19 protein-coding genes and 1 tRNA gene are annotated in these 23,402 nt (G+C 65.3%); 5 read left to right on the top strand and 15 right to left on the bottom strand.

All coding sequences use genetic code 11. The features are described 5' to 3' along the window. Positions 1–17 precede the first annotated feature (17 nt). From AC1MLZ_RS16525 to glgX, 5 genes are read right to left on the bottom strand one after another with little or no spacing between them, the layout of a single operon-like run. Positions 18–224 carry a TOBE domain-containing protein gene (locus AC1MLZ_RS16525; protein ID WP_192976138.1) on the bottom strand — a complete coding sequence of 69 codons (207 nt, stop codon included), beginning with the start codon at positions 222–224 and terminating at the stop codon, positions 18–20. A 44-nt stretch (positions 225–268) separates the two neighbouring features. After that, positions 269–2,692 (bottom strand): malto-oligosyltrehalose synthase, encoded by a 2,424-nt coding sequence (treY, locus tag AC1MLZ_RS16520; protein ID WP_480959426.1) that lies wholly within the window; start codon positions 2,690–2,692, stop codon positions 269–271. Beyond that, positions 2,689–4,659, bottom strand: coding sequence for a 4-alpha-glucanotransferase (gene malQ / locus AC1MLZ_RS16515; RefSeq protein WP_480959425.1), 1,971 nt, complete (start codon positions 4,657–4,659; stop codon positions 2,689–2,691). Before malQ ends, treY begins: the two co-directional genes overlap by 4 nt. Next, positions 4,656–6,362 carry a malto-oligosyltrehalose trehalohydrolase gene (gene treZ, locus AC1MLZ_RS16510; RefSeq protein WP_480959424.1) on the bottom strand — a complete coding sequence of 569 codons (1,707 nt, stop codon included), beginning with the start codon at positions 6,360–6,362 and terminating at the stop codon, positions 4,656–4,658. Before treZ ends, malQ begins: the two co-directional genes overlap by 4 nt. Beyond that, on the bottom strand, positions 6,359–8,461 hold the full coding sequence (gene glgX, locus AC1MLZ_RS16505) for a glycogen debranching protein GlgX (protein ID WP_480959423.1): 2,103 nt from the start codon (positions 8,459–8,461) through the stop codon (positions 6,359–6,361). Before glgX ends, treZ begins: the two co-directional genes overlap by 4 nt. Positions 8,462–8,671: 210 nt before the next feature. On the opposite strand from glgX, the gene AC1MLZ_RS16500 reads away from it, so the two are divergent. After that, positions 8,672–9,775 (top strand): NADH:flavin oxidoreductase/NADH oxidase, encoded by a 1,104-nt coding sequence (locus AC1MLZ_RS16500; protein ID WP_480959422.1) that lies wholly within the window; start codon positions 8,672–8,674, stop codon positions 9,773–9,775. A gap of 259 nt (positions 9,776–10,034) precedes the next feature. Here the strand turns inward: AC1MLZ_RS16500 and AC1MLZ_RS16495 are convergent, their stop codons facing one another. Both AC1MLZ_RS16495 and AC1MLZ_RS16490 read right to left on the bottom strand, forming a co-directional pair. Beyond that, the gene (locus AC1MLZ_RS16495) at positions 10,035–11,858 is read right to left on the bottom strand and encodes a glycoside hydrolase family 15 protein (RefSeq protein ID WP_480959421.1); all 1,824 of its coding nucleotides are present in this window, start codon (positions 11,856–11,858) and stop codon (positions 10,035–10,037) included. Further along, positions 11,851–12,642: a glucose 1-dehydrogenase gene (locus AC1MLZ_RS16490; RefSeq protein ID WP_480959420.1), complete on the bottom strand. Its 792-nt coding sequence runs from the start codon at positions 12,640–12,642 to the stop codon at positions 11,851–11,853. The genes AC1MLZ_RS16495 and AC1MLZ_RS16490 overlap by 8 nt, the downstream gene beginning before the upstream one ends. 172 nt (positions 12,643–12,814) lie before the next feature. Here AC1MLZ_RS16490 and AC1MLZ_RS16485 point away from each other — a divergent pair, with 172 nt between their 5' ends. Continuing rightward, on the top strand, positions 12,815–14,959 hold the full coding sequence (locus tag AC1MLZ_RS16485; protein ID WP_480959419.1) for a catalase: 2,145 nt from the start codon (positions 12,815–12,817) through the stop codon (positions 14,957–14,959). Positions 14,960–15,267: 308 nt separating this feature from the next. Then, positions 15,268–15,420: a hypothetical protein gene (locus tag AC1MLZ_RS16480; RefSeq protein ID WP_480959418.1), complete on the top strand. Its 153-nt coding sequence runs from the start codon at positions 15,268–15,270 to the stop codon at positions 15,418–15,420. Positions 15,421–15,428: 8 nt separating this feature from the next. Here the strand turns inward: AC1MLZ_RS16480 and AC1MLZ_RS16475 are convergent, their stop codons facing one another. Continuing rightward, positions 15,429–15,695, bottom strand: a complete 267-nt coding sequence (locus AC1MLZ_RS16475; RefSeq protein WP_480959417.1) for a hypothetical protein — start codon at positions 15,693–15,695, stop codon at positions 15,429–15,431. Between the two features lie 130 nt (positions 15,696–15,825). Between AC1MLZ_RS16475 and AC1MLZ_RS16470 the strand changes: the two genes are divergently transcribed. Then, positions 15,826–15,915 (top strand) — tRNA-Ser (locus AC1MLZ_RS16470). Positions 15,916–15,934: 19 nt separating this feature from the next. On the opposite strand, the gene AC1MLZ_RS16465 is transcribed toward AC1MLZ_RS16470, so the two are convergent. The 4 genes from AC1MLZ_RS16465 to AC1MLZ_RS16450 are packed head-to-tail and all read right to left on the bottom strand — an operon-like array spanning position 15,935 to position 18,201. Then, on the bottom strand, positions 15,935–16,366 hold the full coding sequence (locus tag AC1MLZ_RS16465; protein ID WP_480959416.1) for a DUF1178 family protein: 432 nt from the start codon (positions 16,364–16,366) through the stop codon (positions 15,935–15,937). After that, positions 16,363–17,190 carry a carbon-nitrogen hydrolase family protein gene (locus AC1MLZ_RS16460; RefSeq protein ID WP_480959415.1) on the bottom strand — a complete coding sequence of 276 codons (828 nt, stop codon included), beginning with the start codon at positions 17,188–17,190 and terminating at the stop codon, positions 16,363–16,365. Before AC1MLZ_RS16460 ends, AC1MLZ_RS16465 begins: the two co-directional genes overlap by 4 nt. Further along, complete coding sequence (grxC, locus tag AC1MLZ_RS16455) at positions 17,190–17,444, bottom strand: glutaredoxin 3 (RefSeq protein ID WP_480959414.1); 255 nt, start codon at positions 17,442–17,444, stop codon at positions 17,190–17,192. The genes AC1MLZ_RS16460 and grxC overlap by 1 nt, the downstream gene beginning before the upstream one ends. Before the next feature lie 31 nt (positions 17,445–17,475). Further along, positions 17,476–18,201, bottom strand: a complete 726-nt coding sequence (locus AC1MLZ_RS16450) for a double zinc ribbon domain-containing protein (protein WP_480959413.1) — start codon at positions 18,199–18,201, stop codon at positions 17,476–17,478. 67 nt (positions 18,202–18,268) lie between these two features. Here AC1MLZ_RS16450 and AC1MLZ_RS16445 point away from each other — a divergent pair, with 67 nt between their 5' ends. After that, a complete protein-coding gene (locus tag AC1MLZ_RS16445; RefSeq protein ID WP_480959412.1) occupies positions 18,269–19,105 on the top strand; it encodes a class I SAM-dependent methyltransferase in 837 nt (278 codons plus the stop codon). Positions 19,106–19,132: 27 nt separating this feature from the next. Here AC1MLZ_RS16445 and AC1MLZ_RS16440 read toward each other — a convergent pair whose 3' ends face one another. The 3 genes from AC1MLZ_RS16440 to AC1MLZ_RS16430 form a co-directional block, all read right to left on the bottom strand. Further along, positions 19,133–19,525 (bottom strand): response regulator, encoded by a 393-nt coding sequence (locus AC1MLZ_RS16440; RefSeq protein WP_480959411.1) that lies wholly within the window; start codon positions 19,523–19,525, stop codon positions 19,133–19,135. A gap of 61 nt (positions 19,526–19,586) precedes the next feature. Next, entirely contained in the window at positions 19,587–21,965 is a 2,379-nt protein-coding gene (locus AC1MLZ_RS16435) for a sensor histidine kinase (protein WP_480959410.1), read from the bottom strand. A gap of 110 nt (positions 21,966–22,075) precedes the next feature. Continuing rightward, positions 22,076–23,356, bottom strand: a complete 1,281-nt coding sequence (locus tag AC1MLZ_RS16430; RefSeq protein ID WP_480959409.1) for an EAL domain-containing protein — start codon at positions 23,354–23,356, stop codon at positions 22,076–22,078. Positions 23,357–23,402 lie beyond the last annotated feature (46 nt).

Genomic DNA, 23,402 nt, shown 5'->3' with positions numbered 1-23,402 from the left:
ACCAGGGCGGCGCAGGGTCACTTGCCGATCAGGACGTCGCTCGCCTTTACCAGTACCGTGACCGTGTCGCCGGTCGCGAGTGCAAGGTCCGCGATCGCCTCCTCAGTGATGTTGGCCGTGACGACGTTGCCACCGCCGATATCGACCTTGATCGAGCCATTCACGGCACCGGGCGTGATCGAGACGATCGTGCCGGAAATCTGGTTGCGTGCGCTGATCTTCATAAGCTTGCTCCGTTGGATAAAGGCGCGGTCTAGCGACGACTTGGTCAGTCCGCCACCGGCTCCAGCAGCACGACCGAAACCGCTTCCCCGGCGAGCAGATCGGCGACCTTTTCCCCCGACGTCAGCGCAGTATCGCCCCACCAATCGCCCACGTCGGTCAGATGAAGGTCGGCGCAGCGGAGTGCGACCACACAGCGCAACGTCACGCCGTCATGCATGCGCCGGAACGCCATCACGTGATCCGCCCGCACGCCCGTGACGGTGATCGGCACGTAGTCCCCCGCCGCGAACACTTTCGGGTGCTGACGCCGCAACGCCAGCAATCGTTCGATCAGCGCCATCTTGGGCGGCGCGCCCTCGCCTTGCTTCGTCCGCAGCGAGGAATAGTCGACCGGACGTCGATTGTCGGGATCGACCAGGCTCAGGTCGGCGATCTCGGTTCCCTGATACAGGTCGGGCACACCGGGCACGGTGTAGCGCAGCGCCACCTGCGCAAGACCATTCGCTGCCGCCGCCGGCGCGATCCGTGCGACGAACGCGGTGATGTCGTCGAGAAACGCCTGCGATCGGCTGGGATCGAGCAACGCCCGCGCCAGTTCGTGACAGCGGGTTTCATAGGCTTCGTCCGGCGCTTCCCACGACGAGCGGAGCTTGGCCTCGCGCAACGCCTTTTCCTGCCAGGCGACGACACGATCGGCATAGTCGGACAGCCCCGCGGCGTCGGTCGCAGCCAGCCCCTCGGGCCACGCGCCGACCAGCGTCTGGAGCAGCATATACGCGTCGCCGAGATCCACCCCCCCGGCAAAGGGGGCAGCCAGTATCAGCCATTGCTCGACGCGGGTGCGCCAGAGATCGGGGAGCTCGCTCAGCACCGCGAGCCTTGCACGGACGTCCTCGCCACGCTTGTGATCGTGCGTCGCGGTGGCGAGCATCGCCGATGGCCAATCGCGGGCGCGAGCAATCATCGCTGCATGGAACGTGTCGATGCTGAGGGACATCCGTGCCGCGTCGAAGCCGACGTCGTTGCGCGAGAGCAGCCGGCCATAGCGGTAGAACGCGGTATCCTCGACTGCCTTGGCCGCGATAGGTGCAGAGAGTTGCTGGAATTTTCGGACGGCATCAGCGGCGCGTGCGGCGTCACCGGGGCCTTCGCCGGCGAGCCACGACAGGATTCGCTCGACTACCGCATGCTCGCCCGGCGGCACGAATTGCGCGACACGCGCGCGGACCGTCTTGCGGATCGCGGCATCCGCTGCGGGTGCGGCGCTGCCCGTTCCGTAGGTACGATAGACCGGGAAGACCCATAGCAGCCGCTCGATTGCACGGTGCAGCATGCCCTTCGTCAGCGCGGCGCATTCCGGGGTCGATCGCGCCAGATCCAGAAACGCCTCGACGCAGCGGCGATGCTGCGCGTCGAACTGCCATGCGAGCAGTTCCTGACGCGCGCGCAGTTCCTCTGGAGCGAAGTCGGCGGAGCGGCCGCTGACGTCGGCCCAGAGTTTTCCGAGCGGTTCGGCTCCGGCGGGCGCGTGCAGCAATGCCGTGACCTGCTCCATGAAGTCGTAGCCGCTGGTCCCGTCCACGCCCCAGTCGGTGCTAAGCGGTTCGCCGTCGGCCAGGATCTTCTCGATGACGATATAGGCAGGGCCGGCGGGCGCATCGGCGGGGCGTTCGATCGCATCGAGCCGCGCGCGGAGCTTGCGGCAATAGCCGGCCGGGTCGGTCAGCCCGTCGACGTGATCGACGCGGACACCGTCGATCAGGCCCTCCGCGTAAAGCCGGAAATACAGCGCATGGGTTGCATCGAACACGACCGGGTCTTCGGCGCGGAGACCGGCCAGGTCGTTGATCGTGAAGAACCGGCGCCAGTTCAGTTCGTCGTTTGCGACACGCCACGAGGCCAGGCGATAGTGCTGGCGATCGACGAGGACGGCGATGTCGTCTGTCGCTGCGGTCGCCTGGTCCTCGTCGCGGATCGGCAAGCGGTGCTCGCCATATGCTTCGATAACGTAGCGACCGTCGACCTGCTCGACCTTGAGCGCACCGCTGGCGATCGTATCGGCGATCGGATCGCCAAGGATCGGGAGGACGAGCTTCTCGCGCCAGTCGATGTCGAAGTAGCGCGCGAACTCGCTGGCTTCACCATGTGCGAGAACGTCGTTCCACCATGCGTTCTCGCCACCCGCCACGCCCATATGGTTGGGGACGATGTCGATGATGACGCCCATGTCGCGTGCCCGGAGGGCGGTGACGAGACTGCGAAAGGCCTCGTCGCCGCCGAGTTCGGGATTGATCCGGGTCGGGTCGACGACGTCGTAGCCGTGGGTGGACCCGCTCCGCGCGGTGGTGATCGGCGAGGCGTAGAGGTGGCTGATCCCGAGGCTGTCCAGATACGGCACCAACGCTTCGGCGTCGGCGAAGGTGAAGTCCTTGTGGAACTGGAAGCGATACGTTGCGCGGGGGGTCATGCGGGTCTCGTGGCGTTGAGCGCGTCTATGCGGGCGGCGATGGCCGGGCTCTGCAGCAAGGCCTCGGTCGTGTCGGACATGCGGCGGCGCCAGTTGGGATGCTCGTCGATCGTGCCGGGCAGATTAGGCTGTTCGACCAGTCCGGCGAGGTCCTCGATCGGGACGATCGCGAGCGCGCAGGGCGTGCTGGCGACGTGCGCGATTGCCGCATCGACGACCGGGGCGGTGTCTTTGGGATCGGGTTGCTCGGTATCGGTGTCGAACGCGGACCACAGCGCGGTGCGATCCTCCGCGCGGCTCGCCCGATCGGCGGGTTCGTCGGGCGCGTCGGACTTGCGGCCAAGCTCCCAGGTCCAGTCGATATCGCGACCGCTCCACCAGCCGGCGACCGTCGCAAGGTCGTGCGTGCCGGTCATCGCGACCGCGTCCGGCGACCATTGCGCAGGAGGCACGAAACCATCGCCGTCGCGTTCGAACCACAAAACGCGCATGCCGAGCATGGCGCGCGCGTCCATCGCCTCGCGGAAGCCGTCGGGGACGGTGCCGAGGTCTTCGCCGATGACGATCGCCCTCGCCCGCTGTGACTCCATCGCGACGATCCGCATCAGATCGTCGAACGGCATGTCGAGATAGGCGCCGTCGGCCGCCGACGCGCCCTCGGGTACGACCCAGAGGCGGCGGAGGCCGAATGCGTGGTCGATGCGGATGCCGCCGGCGTGCGCGAGTGCCGCGCGGATCGTTGCGATGAAGGGGGCGAAAGCGGTGTCGCGCAGGGCTTGCCGATCGAAGCCGGTGATGCCCCAGCTCTGGCCATCGGGGCCGAGCGGATCGGGGGGCGCGCCGATCGAAAGGCCCGTCAGCAGATCGCCACGTCGGCTCCAGCCGTGGCTGCCGCCCGGGTCCATGCCGACGGCGAGATCGGCGATGAGGCCGATCGCCATGCCGGCGTCCTTCGCAGCAGTCTGCGCGGCGTCGAGGTCGCGGCGGGCCAGCCATTGGAGGAAGACGTGGAACGAGACGTCTTCGGCGTGGTCGGCGACGAAGCGGCGGACGGTTGGGCTGGCGGGGTCGTGATACTCGGCCGGCCATTGCTGCCAGCCTTTGGCACCGGTGCTGGCAAAGAAATGCGCGTGGAGCGCGTCGAACTCGGCGTGGCGTTCGAGGTCTTCGCCGCCTTCCCGCCTGAACGCTGCAAGGGTTTCGTCGATGTGTGGCGTGGCCTCGGCAAACGCTTTGCGAAGTCGTTCGAGCTTTGCAGGGATCGCTTGCTGCCAGTCGATCAGGTCTGGAGCCGGCTCTTCCGACGTGACGCCGAACGCGGACGGATCGCCGTAGACGCCGTTGAGGAACTGGCGGCTGGACGGGGCATAGGGGCTGTAGCGGCTGGCATCGGCCGGGAACAACGCGTGGGTGGGGCTGATCGCCAGCGCGTCGGCACCGCGAGCACCGAATGCGCGTGCGGCTTGGGCGAGTGTGGCGAAGTCGCCGAACGCAGAGGGATGGTCGCCGCGGAGGCTGGGGATCTGCACGGCGGGCGCCCAGAGTTTGCGGTCGGGCATGGCGTCGGCGATCGTGTAGCAACGGCGGGGCGCGACTAGCAGTGCAGTCACGTTGCCGTCGATTTCGAGGCTATGGTAGCCGGTCTGCGCGATGGGTTGGAGGGTGCCTTGGTCAATCGTGACCGTCGTCCGGGTGCCGTCTTCGAGGGTGAGCTCGGCCTTGCCCGAGTTCGTCGCGGAGAGACGGATTGGGTCGCCCATATCGACCGAGAGGAATCCGCCGGTCGCCTTCCGGTTGGCGATCTCGGCCAGGCTTTCGCGGACCTGGCTTTCGTTGCTCGCGGGGTGGCCAAGGCGATCGAGGATCGTCCGCAATGCGTCGTCGGTGACCGCCTGGCGGCGGCCTGCTGCGTCCTGCCACTCGGGTTGCAGGCCTGCGGCCGTGGCGAGGGTTTGCAAAGCGCTCATGGTTCGATCCACACGGTGACGCTGCCCGGTTTGCCCGGTTCGCCGTCGGAGAAGATCGGCACGGTTCCGATATCGGGGAACGCTACCGGCTCGTCCCCCAGGTTCAGCGCGATCATGAGGATCGCGCGGTCGCCCATGCGCCAGCGTGCGACGACGGCGCCCTCGCCTATCACTTCGGCGCCGATCGACTTGGTCCCGCGCAGGCGGGGGACGATCGCGCCGTGACGGATATTCAGGAGGGTGCGGTACAGGTCCTGCCAGTCTGCGGCATCCGGGCCGGGCTCGGCGCGTGATGCATGGAAGGTTTCGTGCGCGTTCGGATCGGGGATCGCTTTGCGCGCTTCGGGATCGGCGAAGGCGGCGAACTTGGCGAACTCTTTCCGTCTGCCTTCGCGTACCGCGTCGGCGAGTTCGTCGTGGAAGTCGGTGAAGAACAGGAACGGGCTTTCGCTGCCGTGCTCGTCGCCCATGAACAGCAGCGGGATCTGTGGGTTGAGCAGGAGCAAGGCGGTGGCGGCGCGGAGCTTCTGGGGGTCGGCGAGCAGCGTCAGGCGTTCGCCCATTGCGCGGTTGCCGATCTGGTCGTGGTTCTGGAGGAACGCGACGAAGGCGGTCGGTGAGAGGTGTGCGCTGGGCTTGCCGCGCGGCTTGCCGGCGTGGTTCGGCGAGCCTTCGCCCTGGTAGATGAAGCCTTCGCTCAGGCACCGCGCTAGCCGTTCGGCGGGGCGATCCGCGAAGTCGCTGTAATAGGCGCTGGTCTCGCCGGTGAGCAGGACGTGGAGGACGTTGTGGAAATCGTCGTTCCACTGCGCATCGAACCCGCCAGCGTGGAGGCGATCGGCGTCGTTGCCTTCGTTTTCAAGGATGAGGTGGACGTGGCGGCCGGCGGTCTTCTCGCGGAGTTCGGCGGCCATCGCGTCGAGGAACGCATCGTTCTGGATCGCGTGGACCGCATCGAAACGGAGCCCATCGAACTTGTAGTCGTTCAGCCACATCAGCGCGTTGTCGACGAAATAGCGGTGAACGGGCGGCTGATCGACCGCAACCGCGCCGCCCCAGGGGGTGTGGACTTCGGGGTGGAAGAAGCCCTTTGCGTAGGCGCCGAGGTAGTTCCCGTCGGGGCCGAAGTGATTGTAGACGACGTCGAGGAACACGGCGAGGCCGAGCGCGTGGGCGCGATCGATGAGCGCCTTCAGGTCGTCGGGCGTGCCATAGCTTTCGGCGGGGGCATAGGGCAGCACGCCGTCATAGCCCCAGTTCCGGGTGCCGCCGAATGCATTGACGGGCATGAGTTCGATCGCGGTGATGCCAAGTTCGGCTATCGCCGGCAGGTGATCCGCAATGCCCGCGAAACCGCCGAGCGTGCCGACATGGACCTCCTGGATCACCATCTCTTCCCACGCACGGCCGCGCCAGTCGGGGTTCTGCCAATCGTAGGCGTCGGGATCGACGACGACGCTCCAACCGTGGACGCCGCCGTCTTGCATCCGCGACGCCGGGTCGGGCACCGCCAGATCATCCGCCAACCGGAATCGGTAGCGAGCACCGGCTGGGATCGGAGCTTTCGCGCTGAACCAACCGTCCTGTTCGCGAGTCATGGGGACCGCGTCGCCGTCGGAGATTTCCAGCGTCACCGTATCGCGGTCGGGGGCCCAGAGGCGGAAAACCACCCCGTCAGCGGCGAGAGTCGGGCCCCAGGTCATGCCGCGGCGATCGTCCACGAGAGCAACGCCGCGCCCTGTGGAGGAAGCTCGTAGCTGTTCTCGATCCGGGTGGCGGCCTGGTCCGGCTTGCTGCTGTCGATCAGGACGGTGCGCTCGACCTCTTCGGGCGGCGGCATGTGGAAGGTCAGCGGGCCTTCGGACGCGTTGAGCAGGAGCGAGATCACCTGAACCTCACCCGACTCCAGCTCGCAGGCGCGGCGCATCACCAGCGCACGACCGTTGGTATTGTCCCAGTCCTCGGGGGTGAGTTGCTGCCCGCGCTCGTCCCACCATTCGATGTCTTTCAACCCCTCGGCGGGCGTGTCCTCACCGTAGAGGAAGTTGCCGGCGCGCAGCATGCCGTATTCACGGCGGAGGGCGATCAGGCGCGCGGTGAAATCGATCAGCGCGTCGCCTTCGGGGGATTTCGCCTGCTCCCAGTTCAACCAGCTGATCTCGTTGTCCTGGCAATACGCGTTGTTGTTGCCGCTCTGGGTGCGGCCGAACTCGTCGCCCGCGACCAGCATCGGCGTGCCCAGCGACGAGAACAAAGTGGTCAGCATCGAGCGCATCACGCGCGAACGGGTTTCGATGATCTGCGGATCATCCGTTGGGCCTTCGACACCCCAGTTGCGCGAGCAGTTGTTCGAATGGCCGTCGTTATTGTCCTCGCCGTTCGCTTCGTTGTGACGCTCCTCGTATGCGACCGTGTCGGCAAGCGTGTAGCCGTCATGCGCGCCGAGCAGGTTGACGCTCGCCCAGGGGCGGCGCGCACGGCGATCGAACAGGTCGGCCGAGCCGGTCAGGCGCGCGGCGAGATCGGCGCGCTGCGCGTGGTCGCCGCGCCAGAATTTGCGCACGGTGTCGCGGTATTTGTCGTTCCATTCGGCGAAACCGGGCGGGAAGTTGCCGAGCTGATAGCCGCCGGGGCCGATGTCCCAAGGCTCGGTGATGAGCTTCAGCCTGCCGAGTACGGGGTCCTGGCGGAGGACGTCGAAAAAGCCTGCACCGGGATCGAAGCCGGTGTCGGTCCGGCCGAGCGTCAGGCCGAGATCGAAGCGGAAGCCGTCGATGCCGAAGCTGGTCGCCCAATAGCGGAGCGAATCCGCGACCATCTGGAGGACGCGGGCCTTTGTGAGGTTCAACGTGTTGCCCGTGCCGGTGTCATTGATCGAGAAGCGCGGGTCGTCCTTGACGAGGCGGTAGTAGCTGGCGTTGTCGAGCCCGCGCCAGGAGAGCGTCGGGCCCTGTTCCGAGCCTTCGCAGGTGTGGTTGTAGACGACGTCGAGGATCACCTCGATTCCGGCGGCGTGGAGGCGGCGGATCGATCTGCGGAGTTCGTTGTGGCTGTCGGTTGCGAAAAAGGAGCGCTCCGGCGTGAAGAAGTTGAGGGTGTTGTAGCCCCAGTAATTGCGCAGGCCCTTTTCCTGCAGGAACCGGTCCTGGATGTAGGTGTGGATCGGTAGCAGCTCGATCGCGGTGACGCCGAGGCGCTTGAGGTAATCGATGACCTTGGGGTTGCCGAGTGCCGCGAATGTGCCGCGCTCGGAGGGCTGGACCTCCTCGAACAGCTTGGTCAGGCCTTTGACGTGCGCCTCGTAGATCACCGTCTCGGACCAGGGCGTGTTCGGGCGCACGTCGCGCGACCAGTCGAAATGGCTGTCGGTCACGACGCCCTTGGGCATCGTCAGTGAATTGTCGCGACGATCGAAACTGAGGTCGGCGCGCGGCGACTTGACCTGGTATCCGTACATCGCGTCGGTCCAGCGGAGTTCGCCGATCATCTGCTTGGCGTACGGATCGAGCAGCAGTTTGTTCGGATTGAAGCGGTGACCTTCTTCCGGAGCGTAACGGCCATGCGCGCGATAGCCGTAGACGAGGCCCGGCTGGGCGTCGGGGAGGTAGCCGTGCCAGACCTCGTCGGTCCACTCGGGCAGCGCATACCGCTTCAGTTCGCGTCGGCCGGTTTCGTCATAGACGCAGAGCTCGATCTTCTCGGCATTGGCGGAATAGACTGCGAAGTTGACGCCGAGCCCGTCGAACGAGGCACCCAGCGGGTAGGCCGAACCGGCGTCGAGCGTGTCAGGCAGAAGATGCAATGCGAAGACCCTTTTCGTGTCGCCGCTGTCGCGGTTTATCGCGGCGCAGCATTCCTTGCCGTGAAACCCGCTCGCCGCGTCCTATGTTCCGTTCGGCACGGTGAGTTTCATCGTGTCACCATTCGCGACGGCGCGCGTTCAACCGCGACAATCGCACACGAAATCGAGGTATAGCATGAGCATCTCCCCTTCGCAGCGGACCCTGATCGCATGAGCGGGCCAAAGCTGTTCGAGCCGCTCGCAGTCGGCAACCTGACGCTCGCCAACCGGATCGTGATCGCGCCGATGTGCCAGTATTCGGCAATCGATGGCCGAATGAACGACTGGCACCAGATCCACCTCGGACAACTGGCGCTCTCGGGCGCTGCGTTGCTGACGATCGAGGCGAGCGCCGTTCTTCCGGAGGGGCGGATCACCTACGGCGACGTCGGCCTGTACGACGACGCGACCGAGGCGGCGATGGCGGGCGTGATCGAGAGCATCCGACGCTGGTCCGACATGCCGATCGCGATCCAATTGGCGCATGCCGGTCGCAAGGCGTCGTGCGAGGTTCCGTGGAAGGGCGGGCTCCAGATCGCGCCGGGCGAGGCGAACGGGTGGCAGACCGAGGCGCCCTCCGCCGTGTCGTTCCTGCCCGAGGAGAATGATCCGGTCGCGCTCGATCGCGAGGGGCTGGCGAAGGTGCGCGACGCGTTTGTGGCAGCGACGGTGCGCGCCGCACGGCTCGGGATCGACGTGATCCAGTTGCACGGTGCGCACGGATATCTGTTGCATGAGTTCCTCTCGCCGCTGTCGAACCGCCGCGAGGACGAATATGGCGGCAGCCTGGAGAACCGGATGCGGTTCCCGCTCGAAGTGTTCGATGCCGTCCGTGCCGCATTCCCTGCCGATCGCGCAGTGACGATGCGCGTGTCGGGCACGGACTGGGCCGAGGGCGGCTGGGATTCGGAGCAGACGGTGGCGTTTGCGAAGGCCCTGGAGGCGCGCGGATGTGGCGCGATCCACGTTTCGAGTGGCGGCAATTCGGCCGCGCAGCAGATCCCGGTCGGGCCGAGCTATCAGGTGCCGCTCGCGCGTGCGGTGAAGCAGGCGGTGTCGATTCCGGTCGTCGCGGTCGGGCTTATCACCGATTACGAACAGGCCGAGGCAATCATCGGCACGGGCGATGCGGACATGATCGCGCTCGCCCGGACGATCCTGTACGATCCGCGCTGGCCGTGGCACGCGGCGGCGCATCTTGGCGGCAAGGTGAAGGCGCCGAACCAGTATCTTCGCTCGCAGCCGCGGCAGTATAAGGATCTGTTCGAAGGGTAGAGAGCCCCGTCACGCCCCGCCCTACCCCGCCGCCTTGCCGTTCCCCCGCGGAGGCGGGGGCCCAGGGTTACGGGCGGTGTCGCTTGAGATCCTGGGCCCCCGCCTCCGCGGGGGAACGGTGCTGTCTTGCCGGCAGTCAGCCCGCGACGGTCATCACCGAGCCGAATCCACCTGGATATCCGCACCGGCGATGAAGCTCGCCCGCTCCGAGCACAGCAACATCGAGGTTCATGCTGTCGCCCTTACGTCGATGAAAAGGTCATGCCCATTCCCTCGGACCATCGCTATCGAGCGCGCGGTCGAGGTAGAAGGCGGCGCTGATCAGCGCGAGGTGGCTGAACCCTTGGGGAAAATTGCCGAGGAAGCTGCCGTCCTGCGCGATCTCCTCGGCGAACAGGCCGAGATGGTTGCCGTGTGCGAGGAGCTTTTCGAAGTTCAGCCGCGCTTCGTCGAGCCGCCCGGCCCGCGCGAGGCATTCGACGTACCAGAACGAGCAGGCGACGAACGTCCCCTCCGTCCCCGGCAAGCCGTCGTCGATCCGGTAGCGATAGACCTGGCCATCGTCGGACAGGTCGTCGCCGATCGCCTCCAGCGTCGCGAGCCATTTGGGATCGGTCGCGCCGATGAACCGGACCAGCGGCATCATCAGCAAGGCGCCGTCGACCGCAAGATCCTCCTGCGTATCACCGATGGCGCGGACGAAGCGGCCGAGATCGTCATTCCAGAAGTTCGCCCAGATGTCGTCGTGGATCGCGGTCCGCGTCTCCGACCAGCGCACCAGCGGCGCGGGAAGCGAGCGCTTCTGCGCGAGCCGCACGGCGCGGTCGATCGCGACCCAGCTCATCAGGCGGGAGTGGAGATAGTGTTTCTTCGGCCCGCGGACTTCCCAGATGCCGGAGTCCGGCGTCTCCCATGTCTCGCAGACCTGATCGACGATCCGTCCGATCGCGACCCAGGAATCATGCGCGATCGGTTCGCCGTATTTGCTGCCGAGATAGGTCGCGTCGAGCAGCGCGCCGTAGATGTCGTGCTGCGTCTGGACCTTGGCTTCGTTACCGACGACGATCGGCGTCGCGCCTCCGAACCCGGCGAGGTCGAGCTTGCGTTCGTCCGCGACCTCGCCGCCGTCAAGCGCGTACATGACGCCGAGATGACCCTTCGAGCAGGCCTGCGCGCGGTCCATCGTCCAGTGGAGGAAGCCGACCGCCTCGTCCTGATAGCCGAGCCGGAGCAGCGCGTAGACGATGAACGAGGAGTCGCGGATCCATGTCGCGCGGTAATCCCAGTTGCGGACGCCGCCGGGTGCTTCGGGCAGGCCGAAGGTTGCCGCCGCCGCGATCGAGCCATGCTTGCGCGAGGTGAGCAGTTTCAGCGCCATCGCCGACCGCTCGACCGTCTCGCGCCAGCGGCCGCGGTAGCGCGACTTGCGGCTCCACGCGCGCCAATAGGCCATGTCCTTCTCGACGATCGCATCGAGTGCGTCGGTGTCGAGCGAGACGTCGTCGGGGTTGCTGAGGACCAGCGAGACGGTGTCGCCTTCGTTGAGGTGGATCTCGACGGTCAGGTCGCAGCCGTCCGCGACGAGCGCCGCTGCGCCGTGGAGTGCCAGTGCGAGCCCGCTTTCGTGATCGAACCGCCCGCGCGATACGTCCGTGCCGGTCGTCGTGACGGAGGCCGTGCGTCCCGTCACGCCGTAGTCGAACCGCGGTGCGCAGCGGACGCGGACCGTCGCGGATCCGCGCGTGCAGGTCAGCCGGCGGACCAGCCGCGACGGCGCGTCGTCTGCCTCGTTGCCGACCGGCATGAGGTCGACCAGATCGACGCTTGCCGCATCCGCCATCCACCGGGTCAGCAGGATGTTGGTCTCGGGCAGGTACATCTGGACGATGTTCGCACCGGGCAGGTCAGGCTCGACCGAGAAATGCCCGCCCTTGTCGCCGTCGAGCAACCGCGCGAAGACGGACGCGCTGTCGAGGCACGGCCAGCAAAGATAATCGATCGTGCCCGCCGTATCGACCAGCGCGATCGTCTCCAGGTTACCGATCGCGCCGTGATCCGCGATCGATACGCTGTGGTTATCCATTATCACGGAAGCCGGGATACAGGCTCATGCCGCCGTCGATCGTCAGCGTCGATCCGACGATATAGTCCGCCGCATCCGACACCAGGAACAGGGCCGCGCGGGCGACATCTTCCGGATCGCCGATCCGGCCGTAGGGGATCAGTTTGAGCAGCTTGTCCTGATCGGCGGTCGCGTCCGCGTTGATCTCGGTCGCGATCGCGCCGGGGGCGATGCCGTTCACGCGGATGCGATCGCCGGCGATCTCCTGCGCGAGCGTCCGCATCAGCATCCCGCTGCCGCCCTTCGACGCGGCGTAATTGGCGTGGCCCGCCCAGGGGATGACTTCGTGCACCGAACTCATGAACAGGATCTTCCCGATCGACCGGCTGAAGCCACGGTCGCCCTGCTTGCGGAAGCGGCGCACCGCCTCGCGCGAAACCAGGAACTGCCCGGTAAGGTTGACGTCGATGACGCGCTTCCAGTCTTCGAGCGTCAGGTCGGCATAGGCGGCATCCTTCTGCATGCCGGCGTTGGCAAAGACGATGTCGATGCCACCGAACCGCTCGACCGTCTCGTCGAACAGTTTCAACACCGCCGCCTCGTCCGACGTATCCGCCTCGCACGCGAACGCCTCGCCGCCCGCCTGCTCGATCTCGGCAACCACTTCGTGCGCCTTGTCCGCACTGCTGTTGTAGTTGATCGCGACCTTCGCACCGGCCTTTGCAAAGGCGATGGCGGAGGCGCGGCCGAGGCCTGAACTCGCGCCGGTGACGATCGCGGCCTGGCCGGTCAGGTCGATGTGCATGGCTGGTCCTTCGTTGGGGGATATCGCCCGTTCAACGCGCTCCTATGAAAGTTTCTCCCCGCCGCGACCAACCGCGCTTCATTCGGGTTGATCTGTGTTAAGTTGCCGTTCTCGTTGCAACTCTTATCCCTCGCCACGCGCTGTTGGTCCTGAGACGCTACGAGGACTGTACATGACGAAGACCATCGCCAAGGATACCGGCACGCCACCGCAGGGCGCGACGTTCGAGACGCAGGTTGGCCAAGGCGGCGAACTCCATCAGATCGCCAGCGGCGAGGGCGATGTGCTGACCACGCAGCAAGGCATCCCGGTTTCCGACGATCAGAACTCGCTGAAAGTCGGCGATCGCGGGCCGACGCTGCTCGAGGACTTCCATTTCCGCGAGAAGATCTTCCACTTCGATCACGAGCGTATCCCCGAGCGTGTCGTTCACGCGCGCGGTTACGGCGCACACGGGACGTTCACGCTGAACGAGAGCCTCGAAGAGTTCACCAGCGCCGGCATCCTGACCGAAGTCGGCGAGCAGACGCCGATGTTCGTGCGTTTCTCGACGGTCGCGGGCAACAAGGGTTCGGCCGATCTGGCGCGCGACGTGCGTGGCTTCTCGGCAAAATTCTATACCAAGGAGGGCAATTGGGACATCGTCGGGAACAACATCCCGGTGTTCTTCATCCAGGACGCGATCAAGTTCCCCGACCTGATCCATGCCGCCAAGCAGGAGCCCGACCGCGGCTTCCCGCAGGCGCAGACCGCGCACGACAATTTCTGGGACTTCATCAGCCTGACGCCGGAATCGATGCACATGGTCATGTGGATCATGTCCGATCGCACCATCCCGCGCGGCTTCCGCTTCGTCGAGGGTTTCGGCGTGCACACGTTCCGGCTCATCAATGCCGAGGGTAAGGGCACCTACGTCAAGTTCCACTTCAAGCCGAAGCTGGGCCTCCAGTCGGTCGCTTGGAACGAGGCGGTCAAGATCAACGGCGCGGATCCCGATTTCCATCGCCGCGACCTGTGGGATGCGATCGACCAAGGTAATTTCCCCGAGTGGGACATGGGCGTCCAGTTGTTCGACGACGAGTTCGCGGACAATTTCGAATTCGACGTCCTGGATGCGACCAAGATCATTCCCGAGGAGCAGATCCCGGTCCGCATGATCGGCAGCTTCAAGCTCGACCGCCTCGTCGACAATTTCTTCGCCGAGACCGAGCAGGTCGCGTTCTGCACGCAGAATGTCGTGCCGGGGATCGGCTTCACCAACGATCCGCTGCTGCAGGGGCGCAACTTCTCGTATCTCGATACGCAGCTGAAGCGGCTTGGCAGCACCAACTTCACGCATATCCCGATCAATGCGCCGAAGATCCCGGTGAAGAACTACCAGCAGGACGGCCACATGGCGATGCGCAACCCCAAGGGTCGCGTGAACTATGAGCCGAACAGCTGGGACGGCCCGCGCGAGAGCCCGACCAAGGGGTACAAGCACTTCCCCTCGCAGGAGACGGGGCGCAAGGCGCAGGTGCGATCGGCGACGTTCGCCGATCACTACAGCCAGGCGCGGCAGTTCTTCATCAGCCAGACCGAGATCGAGAAGAAGCATATCGGCGATGCGCTGACGTTCGAGCTGTCGAAGGTCGAGCGGGTCGATATCCGCGAGCTGATGGTCGGGCATCTGCTCAACATCGACGAGAAGCTGGCGAAGACGGTTGCGACCGGGCTTGGCCTGAAGACGATGCCAAAGGCGGTAAAGGCTGCGGTCGAGCCGCGGAAGGACTTGCCGGCTTCGGACGCGCTCAGCATCCTGAAGAACACCAGCGGCAGCTTCGAGGGTCGCAAGCTCGGCATCCTCGTCACCGACGGGGCACCGGCGGCGATCGTGCAGGCACTGGTCGACGGTATCGTCGCGGCGAAAGCCACGTACGAGATCATCGCACCGAAAGTTGCCGGCGCGACGCTCGACGACGGGACGCTCGCGGAAGGCAAGCAGAAGATCGATGGCGCGCCGTCGGTACTCTACGATGCCGTCGCGATCGTCGTGTCGGCGGACGGTGCGAAGAAGCTCGGCAAGGACAAGCCGGCCAAGGACTTCGTCAGCGACGCGTTCGGGCATGCCAAGTTCATCGGCTTCAACGCCGAAGCCAAGCCGTTCCTGGAAAAGGCCGGCATCGAGGACGAGGACATGGACGACGGCGTCATCGCGCTCGGTGGCAAGGATGACGTCGCCAAGTTCCTGAAGACGCTTGGCAAGCTGCGCATCTGGGAACGCGAACTGAACGTCGATCTGGACGCCGCCGCGTTCGAAAACCCCGAGGCCGCTTGATCCCTTCGGTGAAGTCCAGGTTCTCGCCACCGCACGCCCAGCGTGCGGTGGCGATCGCCATCGGCACCAGCACGAGCTGCTCGCCGCCGATCGCGTCTCGCGCGGTCACCAGGATGCGGTCGAGATGCCCCGCCCCCGTCGCGAAACTCTTGCGGCCGTCGAGCACCCACCGGTCGGGTCCGGGCTGCCGACCGCCGCGAGCGTTGCGTATGGAGCCGCGGACAACGGTTAACAGCATCCGAATCCGTTCCGAACCTTTGGTTAACGCTTGCCCGGCATAACCGCGGGATCGGAAAGGAAGCGGATCGATGGCACGCAAACAGGATATCTTCACGCTGGTCGGCAAGCGGATGTGCGCGTCGCCGAGCCATCACGATCTGGCCGCGAGCTATGATCGGCCGCAGATCGCCGACCTCATCCGCCGGATCGACCGCGCGCTGCTGGAACGCCGCGCCGCCTGACAACTGGGCTAGTCGTCCGATCCTCCGGCGAAACCGATCGCCGCCGCATAGGCTTCGGCAGCCCGGATCTCACGAGCATCCTTGAACGCGACGTGGGGCGCAGGTGCGTTGCCCGTCGCGCGCAGAACCGCCCAAAGCGCAAACCGTCGCCCTGCATCCCGTTCGGTCCCGAACGCGATCGACACACGCTCGCGTCCCGCCTCCAGCGCCTCCGGATCGAGCGTATCGATGTCGGTCGTGCCGAAGAAATGCTGCGAGATCGCGTCCAGGTCCATGACCGCGACCTAGCCGATGGCCGGCCGTCGGCGCAATCGGTTGCGCCCGTGTAGAAGGCGTATCGCAACAGTTGCGATCACGACGCTCTCCGCTTAGACGCCATCGTCCGGCGCGATAGCGCGGCGGTACGGAAGAGTGTCCGAGTGGTTTAAGGAACTGGTCTTGAAAACCAGCGATGGGGTAACTCATCCGTGGGTTCGAATCCCACCTCTTCCGCCAAGCGCCGCCCGCGCGCGGCTTAGTTGGTCTTTTCGGGCGGAATGACCGGTAGCGGCAGAGGGGCGACCGGCACGCCCTCCTCGACCAGTGCCTTCGCTTCGGCGAGACTGGCCTGACCGTGGATCGTCGCCTGCTTCTCCTCGCCCAAGTGCATGGCGCGCGCGCGATCGGCGAATGCGGTGCCCACCCATTCCGACGATTCGAGCGCCTTCGCCTGTCGCGCGGCAAGCATCTTCATCGCGGCCTTCAACGCGCCCGGGCTAGGTGGAGAGGGCTTGGAGTTGCTCTTCGAAGGAATCGCGGGCGCCATTACCGCCTTGGTCACATCGCCATCGTTGCAGACCGGGCATTGCACCTGCCCCGCCTTGCGCTGGCTTTCATACGCGTCGCTCGATCCGAACCACGCCTCGAACACGTGCCCGCCGCCGCATTTGAGGTCGAAGACGATCACGACAGGGTCGTAACGGCGGGGATCGCGCGACGATGGGCGATCACCGGAATGCGGGACCGGACCTGCTCCACGCGGGACAGGTCGATATCGACGAAGGCGAGCCCTGCCGTCTCGCCCATGTCGAGGATCACGTCCCCCCAGGGATCGACGACCAGCGAATGACCGTATGTCTCGCGTCCGTCCGCATGAACGCCCGTCTGCGCCGCCGCAACGACGAATGCGCCGGCCTCGATCGCACGCGCGCGCAACAGGATATGCCAATGCGCGGCGCCGGTCGGGCGAGTGAAGGCGGCCGGAACGGAGAGGACCGTGGCGCCCTCATCGCTGAGCGCGCGGTAAAGGTCTGCGAAACGCAAATCATAACAGATCGACGTACCCAGCATGCCCGCCGGTGTGTCAACGACGATCGCCGTGTCGCCGCCGACATACGCCGCGGACTCACGCCAGCTTTCGCCGGTCGGCAGGTCGACGTCGAATAGATGGAGCTTGTCGTAGCGCGCGCGTATTACGCCCGTCGCATCGATCACGAACCCGCGATTGGCGAACTTGCCATCCGGCCGCCGCACCGCCAGCGATCCGAGATGGACCCAGATACCGGCGTCAGCGGCTGCGGCACGCACGGCGGCCAGCACCGGGTCCGAGTCCTCGGCGACGATGGAGACCGCGCCGCGAGCCCGATCGCGATCGATCAGCCCGGACATTTCAGGCGTAAACAGGACTTCGGCGCCGGCCTTTCCAGCGTCACGGACCGCGTCGACCAATGTTGCGGCGTTGACGGCGGGATCGATCCCGCTCGTCATCTGGAGGACGCCGATCTTCGCCATCAGGCGAGCAGTGCGTCGAGGCCGCCCTTTGCATCGAGTGCCGCCAGATCATCCGATCCGCCGACATGCTTTCCGTCGATGAAGACCTGCGGCATGGTCATGCGGCCACCCGAACGCTCGACCATCTCGGCCTTTTTCGGCCCACCCATGGTGACGTCGAACTGCTCGGGTTCGACACCCTTCGATGCGAGGAGCTTCAGCGCGCGCGTGCAATACGGACAGAACGCCTTGGTGTAGATTTCGACTTTAGCCATGAGGCGGAAATGTGGTCTCGGTTCGCGCTTGTCAATCGTCGGCGGCGGACGAAAGAACGCGCGCCCAGCACAACACGACGACCGACCGGGCGCCGGCCTTGAGCAGCACGCGCGTACACGCATCGGCCGTCGCGCCGCTGGTATAGACGTCGTCGACCAAGGCGATCGTCTTCCCGCACACGCGCTCCGTGTTCGAGGCGGCGAACGCGCCTGCGACCGCCTTGGCACGCTGCTTCCCGCCAAGCCCGCGCAACAACACGGTACGACGGCTGCGGACCAGGACCTCGCGATCATGGGCGACGCCCGACAGCTCGGCGACGGCATCCGCAATCAGCGCCGCCTGGTTGAAGCCGCGCGACCATAGCCGCCTGCGATGCAGCGGCACGGGTACGAGCAGGTCGGTCTCGGCAGGCAGAAATCTCCGCATCTGCCGCGCCATCGTCCCGGCGAACGCGATCCGACCGCCGTATTTCAGTCTCAGCGCCAGATCGCGCGCGACGGGGCCGTAAGCGACCGCGGCACGCACCCCGGCATGCCGCGGCGGGGCGACGAGACAAAGCGCACACAGCGCCTGCTCCCCGCGATCGAACGCGAACGGCCGGTGGCACCCGGCACACCAGGGCAGCCCCAGAAACCGCAGGCTCGTCCAGCACAGCGCGCAGAACCGGTGATCCTCGGCGACGGGCAAGCCGCATCCGGGGCATCGCGGCGGCAGGGCGATCCCGACGATATGGCGAAACGGCTCGAATATCTTCACGCCGCCCCCTCCCCGGATTGCCACACGGACCTTGTCGTGGAAGCTAGAACGCGTCACAAGCGCGACCGTGTCCGAAACCGCTCCCGAAATCTTCGATCGCACCGTGCGTCGCCTGCGTCGCGATCGTGCCGCGCCCCATTATGCCGAGCATGATTTCCTGCGCGCGACGATGCTCGACGGCATTGCCGAACGGCTCGACGCGGTAACGCGCGATTTTACCGATATCCTCGATCTCGGGTGTTTCGACGGCGCATTCGCTGCCGCGCCGGGTGCGCGGGTAGCCCGCTGCGACGCGGGCTTCGCGTTCGCCGCGCGGTCTGCCGGCGTCCAGGGCGACGAGGATCGCCTGCCGTTTGCGGACGGCTCGTTCGATCTGGTGGTGAGCGCCGGCGTTCTCGATCAGGTCAATGACCTTCCGGGTGCGTTATCGCTGATTCGCCGCGCGCTGCGGCCCGACGGATTGTTCCTGGGCGCGTTCGTCGGCGCGGGCAGTCTGCCTGCGCTGCGCAGCGCGTTGCGCACCGCGGAAAGCGAACGTCCCGCCGCGCGGCTCCATCCACAGATCGACGTGCGGTCGGCGGGCGACCTGTTGATGCGTGCGGGGTTCGCTTTACCGGTCGCCGACGTCGAGACGCTCGATGTCGGCTATCGCGATCTCGGTCGGTTGTTAGGCGATCTGCGCGGCATGGCGGCCAGCAATACCCTGGCCCAGCGCCAGCCTCTGTCGTCGGCAACCCTCGGCCGAACCATCGGCGCATTTGCCGACGCCGCAGACGATCGCGGCCGGACCCACGAGAAATTCCAGATCGTCTTCCTGACGGGCTGGTCGCCGGACCCGTCGCAACCCAAGCCGGCAAGACGCGGCAGCGCTACCGCATCGCTTGGCAACGCCCTGAGACGCTGACCCAGGATGAGACGCTGACCAAGGTCGTCAGCCGATCATTCCTTCGCCCTCTGCATCGCGGGCGAGAACCGTACCCATCGCCTCGAACAGCGCATCCATCGCAACGGGCTTGAAGATCACGTCATCCGCCCCCGCCACCAGACAGCGCTCGCGCAGATCGGGAGCGATATCGGCCGTGACGACGATGATCGGAACCCGGCCCTTGGCATCGCCACGCGCCCGAATGTGCTCGATCGCCGTTATGCCGTCCATGCCGGGCATGCGCAGATCGACGAGTATGATCGCGAACTCCTGCTCGTCGATGATTTCCAGGCCGCGCTCCGCAGTTTCGGCTTCGACCATCGTGGCGCCGGCAACGTCGAGCATGTCCTTCACGACCCGCCGGTTCATCCGATCATCCTCGATGAACAGTACGTTCATGACCGCGTTCGCGGTGCGTCGGCGAGCGGTGGGAAGACGGTGATCATTGCGCATCTACGCGTCATGCGGCGTGCGATACAAGGTCCGGAATTAGGTTGTTTTTCGCAACTGATAATCCGAACATCGCAGCGACGAGCGCGCCGCCGCTGACCGGCCGGGCGACCACGCGCGTAACGCCGGTCGCAAGCAGTTCCTCGCGCTCCGCTTCCGCCGCCACGGGCCAAAGCAAGGTGGTCTGCGCGCCCGATGCCGTGGCCGCCCGCGCGATCCTCGACAGGCCGGCATGTGGCGTACCGCCGGCTCGAACGGTGGCGTCGTCGATCAGGACGTGGGCGACACCCTTGTCGATAAGACACGCCACCGCTTCATCGATCGACGTTGCCAAGACGATGGGACCGCCGTAGGATGCAAGGAGAGCCTTGAACATGCTTCGGGTAATCGGATTGCGATCGAGGATGAGCGTGGCCGGGCGGGTATCCGTGGCCGCCGCAGCGACGCTGGTCGGCTCGGCCCGTACCAGCGGCAGGCGGAATGTGAAGGTTGCGCCCTGCCCCACGACGCTGCTGACCGATACGTCGCCCCCCATGGCACGCGCGAGATTTCGGCAGATCGAGAGCCCGAGGCCGGTTCCGCCATATTGTCGCGTCGTACCGGCGTCCGCCTGGCGAAACGATTCGAATATGTCCTCGAGCTTGTCGCCGGGAATACCGATCCCCGAATCGGAGACCGCGACCGACAGCGTATCACCGTCATCGACGTCGATCGTCAGCGTCACACGGCCCGCCTTGGTGAATTTCAGGGCATTGGACAGGAGATTGAACACGATCTGGCGCACGCGTGCGGAATCGCCCATGACCATCACAGGGCAATTACCAAGGTCGACCGCGAACGAGAGCCCCTTTGCGCGTGCCTGCTCTTCCCACATCCGAGCCGCGTCCGTCACCGTCGCACAGATGTCGAACGGTACGGATTCGATCGTCAGGTTCCCGGTCTCCATCTTGGCGACGTCGAGGATGTCATTGACCAGCGCGCGCATCGTCACGCCGGCACCGTGCACGACGCCGAGTCTATCGCGCATCTCGGGCGAAAGCTTCGCGTCCGCGAGCATCACCTGGGTCATGCCGAGAATGCCGTTCAACGGCGTGCGTATTTCATGACTGGTGGTGGCGAGGAACTCGGTCTTGGCGGCAAGAGCCTTGCCCAGTGCAGCGTTGGTGATGGCCAGGTCGTCGTTTGCGGCCCGCACCTGGTTGCGGCTCCGGCGGATCGTCAGCAGCCCGAACGCGAGCATCGCGATCACCACCGCAACCGCGGCGGAGGCGCCGATGAAGACGTTGCGCTGCGTCTGCGCCCGCGCGCGTTCGAACGCTATGCTGCGTTGCAGTTCGGTAGATTTGAGTTGGCTTATCTTCAGTTCCTGGTTCGCGAAATCGAACCGTGCGGACATCAGCGCGGCTTGCGTATCAGTCGCCAATTTCGTGGCATTGTCGTCGAGTCGCTTCAGGGCCTGCAGGTGTATCAGCGCGGCTTGCGGGTCGCCGATCGCTCGAAAGACATCGTATGCCGTCCTGTGGAAGTCCCTGTACGCCAGACTGGTATGTACCAGATCGACGTTGCCGAACGCTCGTTTGATCAAGGTAGCCGCTCTGGCTAAATCGCGGCGCTGCAAGGCTGCCTGCGCAGCAGTCGCGGTCAATTCGGCTTTCGTGCCTGCGATGTCATGATCCGTTGCAAAACCCATACCTTCGTCAATCGCGCGATCGGCCGCCGATAGATCGTTCTGGGCGAGACGGACGCGGGCGATATTGTTGAGGATTTTTGCTTGAAGCGGCCCACTTTTCAGCTGCCTCGCCAATCGCAGTGCCTGCAGATACTGCGATACCGCCAGTTCATGTTGACCAAGCTCGCCGAACGCAACGCCGCGGTTATTGTATATCGAGACCGACAGGTTGGGATCCGACTTGTAGACATCCAGCGCCTGCTTCGAATATTTCAGCGCGGATTCCTGATCCAGCGCATCGGTGTAGATGATCGATATGTACAACAGCGCCATCGCCTGGCCCCGCGTATCACCAAGCTTGGAGTAGATGTCGAACGCGGCGTGGTAATCCTTCTGCGCATCGCCGGCGCGGCCCTGGTCGCTTGCAATGCCCCCGCGGGCGAACAGGATATCGGCATGCAGCTTGGTCTGCGGTGCAAGTCGCGTGGCGAGCTGGAGCGCATGTGCAATCGGCCTGTCGGCTTGCAGGGAGTTGTTACCGCGCAGCAGCGCCTCGCCTTGCAACCACTCTGCCGTAGCGATCGCGAGCCCTCGCGCCTTGGGATCGGGTAGTGCAGATGCGAGGCGCTCGGCTCTAACCGCCTTCGCCCTGGCACCATCGGGGTTGATCATCATCGACGCCTTTGCGTCGGCGATTACCGCTTCATAGGATGTATCCACCGTCCCACCAGTGGCAGATTGGGCCTGCAGAGGAGCGGCCAACGCGGCCAGACATAGGCAGAGGAGCGCGGCGGCACCCATGATCGTCCCATGGCGCTGTCGCATTCCGATCAGCCGCGCTTCCACACGGTGGCAAGCCGGTTGAACGGTGCCCGCACATTGGCCGCGACATCCAGCGATTTGCCGTCTTCGAGAAAACGGATCAACGCATCCAGGTCGATCGGCCGGCTGATGAGGAAGCCCTGGATCATGTCGCAGCCCATGACCGACAACAGGGCCATCGCCGCCTGCGTCTCGACCCCCTCAGCCACCACCTCCATCTCGAGCGCATGTGCCAGGTCGATCGTCGAGCGGACGATCAGCGGGTCGCGGTTCGAGCTGGTCAGTTGCGTCACGAACAATTTGTCGATCTTCAGCTCACGCGCCGGGAGCTGTTTGAGGTAGGCGAGCGAGGACAAACCGGCACCATAATCGTCGATCGCTATGACGATGCCGATCTCTGCAAATATCTTGAGATTTGCGATGGCGCTGTCGGGATCGCGAATGACCGAGGTTTCGGTAATTTCGAACCCGAGACTGGCTCCGCTGGACTCTACCAGGGCACAGGCTTTGCTGACGAAACTTTCGTCCGCCAACAGCACGCCTGAGATATTGATGAAGATTCGCAGGTCATGACCGTGTTCCAGAAGGATTTTCTGGTCGGCGATCGATCGTCGGATCGTCCACAGCGTCAGATCGACGATGTCCTTGGACTCTTCGGCAAGCGGGATGAAATCACTGGGAAGGACCAGGCCCCGCGTCGGATGGTTCCAGCGCACGAGCGCCTCGACACTGGTGATCTGCTGGCGTCGCAGATGCACCTTGGGCTGATACTGGAGGAACAGTTCTTCGTCGGCGATCGCCGTCGTCAGGTTTAGCGCGAGTTCCATCCGATCAATCGCGGCAGTGTTTCCCGTGACGTCGCGAGCGATGGCCACACGCTGGACCTGCGCCTCCGCCAACGCGTTCTCCGCTTCCTCGACCAGATGAACTTCGTCGCGACGTCCGTCAGCCGCGGCCGCGCCTAGCTGCAGACGAACCACGTGCGCTTCGCCATCGATGTCAAAAGGCCGTTCAAATACCGTTTGCAGCGTTGCGATCGCCACGTCGAGCGCCAGTCGCGCGTCGCTTTCAAACGCTACTTCGGCGGTGCTACGCCCGGCGATCATGACCCGCGCGTCGGGTAACGCTTCGCATACCCGGGTCGCGACATCTACGATCAACAAGTCCGACCGCGACCGTCCCAAATGCCGGCGCAACGTCGAGAAATTCGCGATCTCCGCGAGGATCAGAAAGCGCCACCTCGTGTAGGTCGCCTGCGCTGCGAGGTCATGGTTTCCGTTTAGAAACACCAGGGAATCATCCAGCCTGGCGCCGGTTCGCGGGTCGGCCCGCCTG

It is taken from the genome of Sphingomonas sp. PEI4, assembly GCF_056679955.1.
The sequence above is the reverse complement of the archived record's forward strand: the minus strand, read 5'-3'. Positions and strand labels throughout refer to the sequence as shown.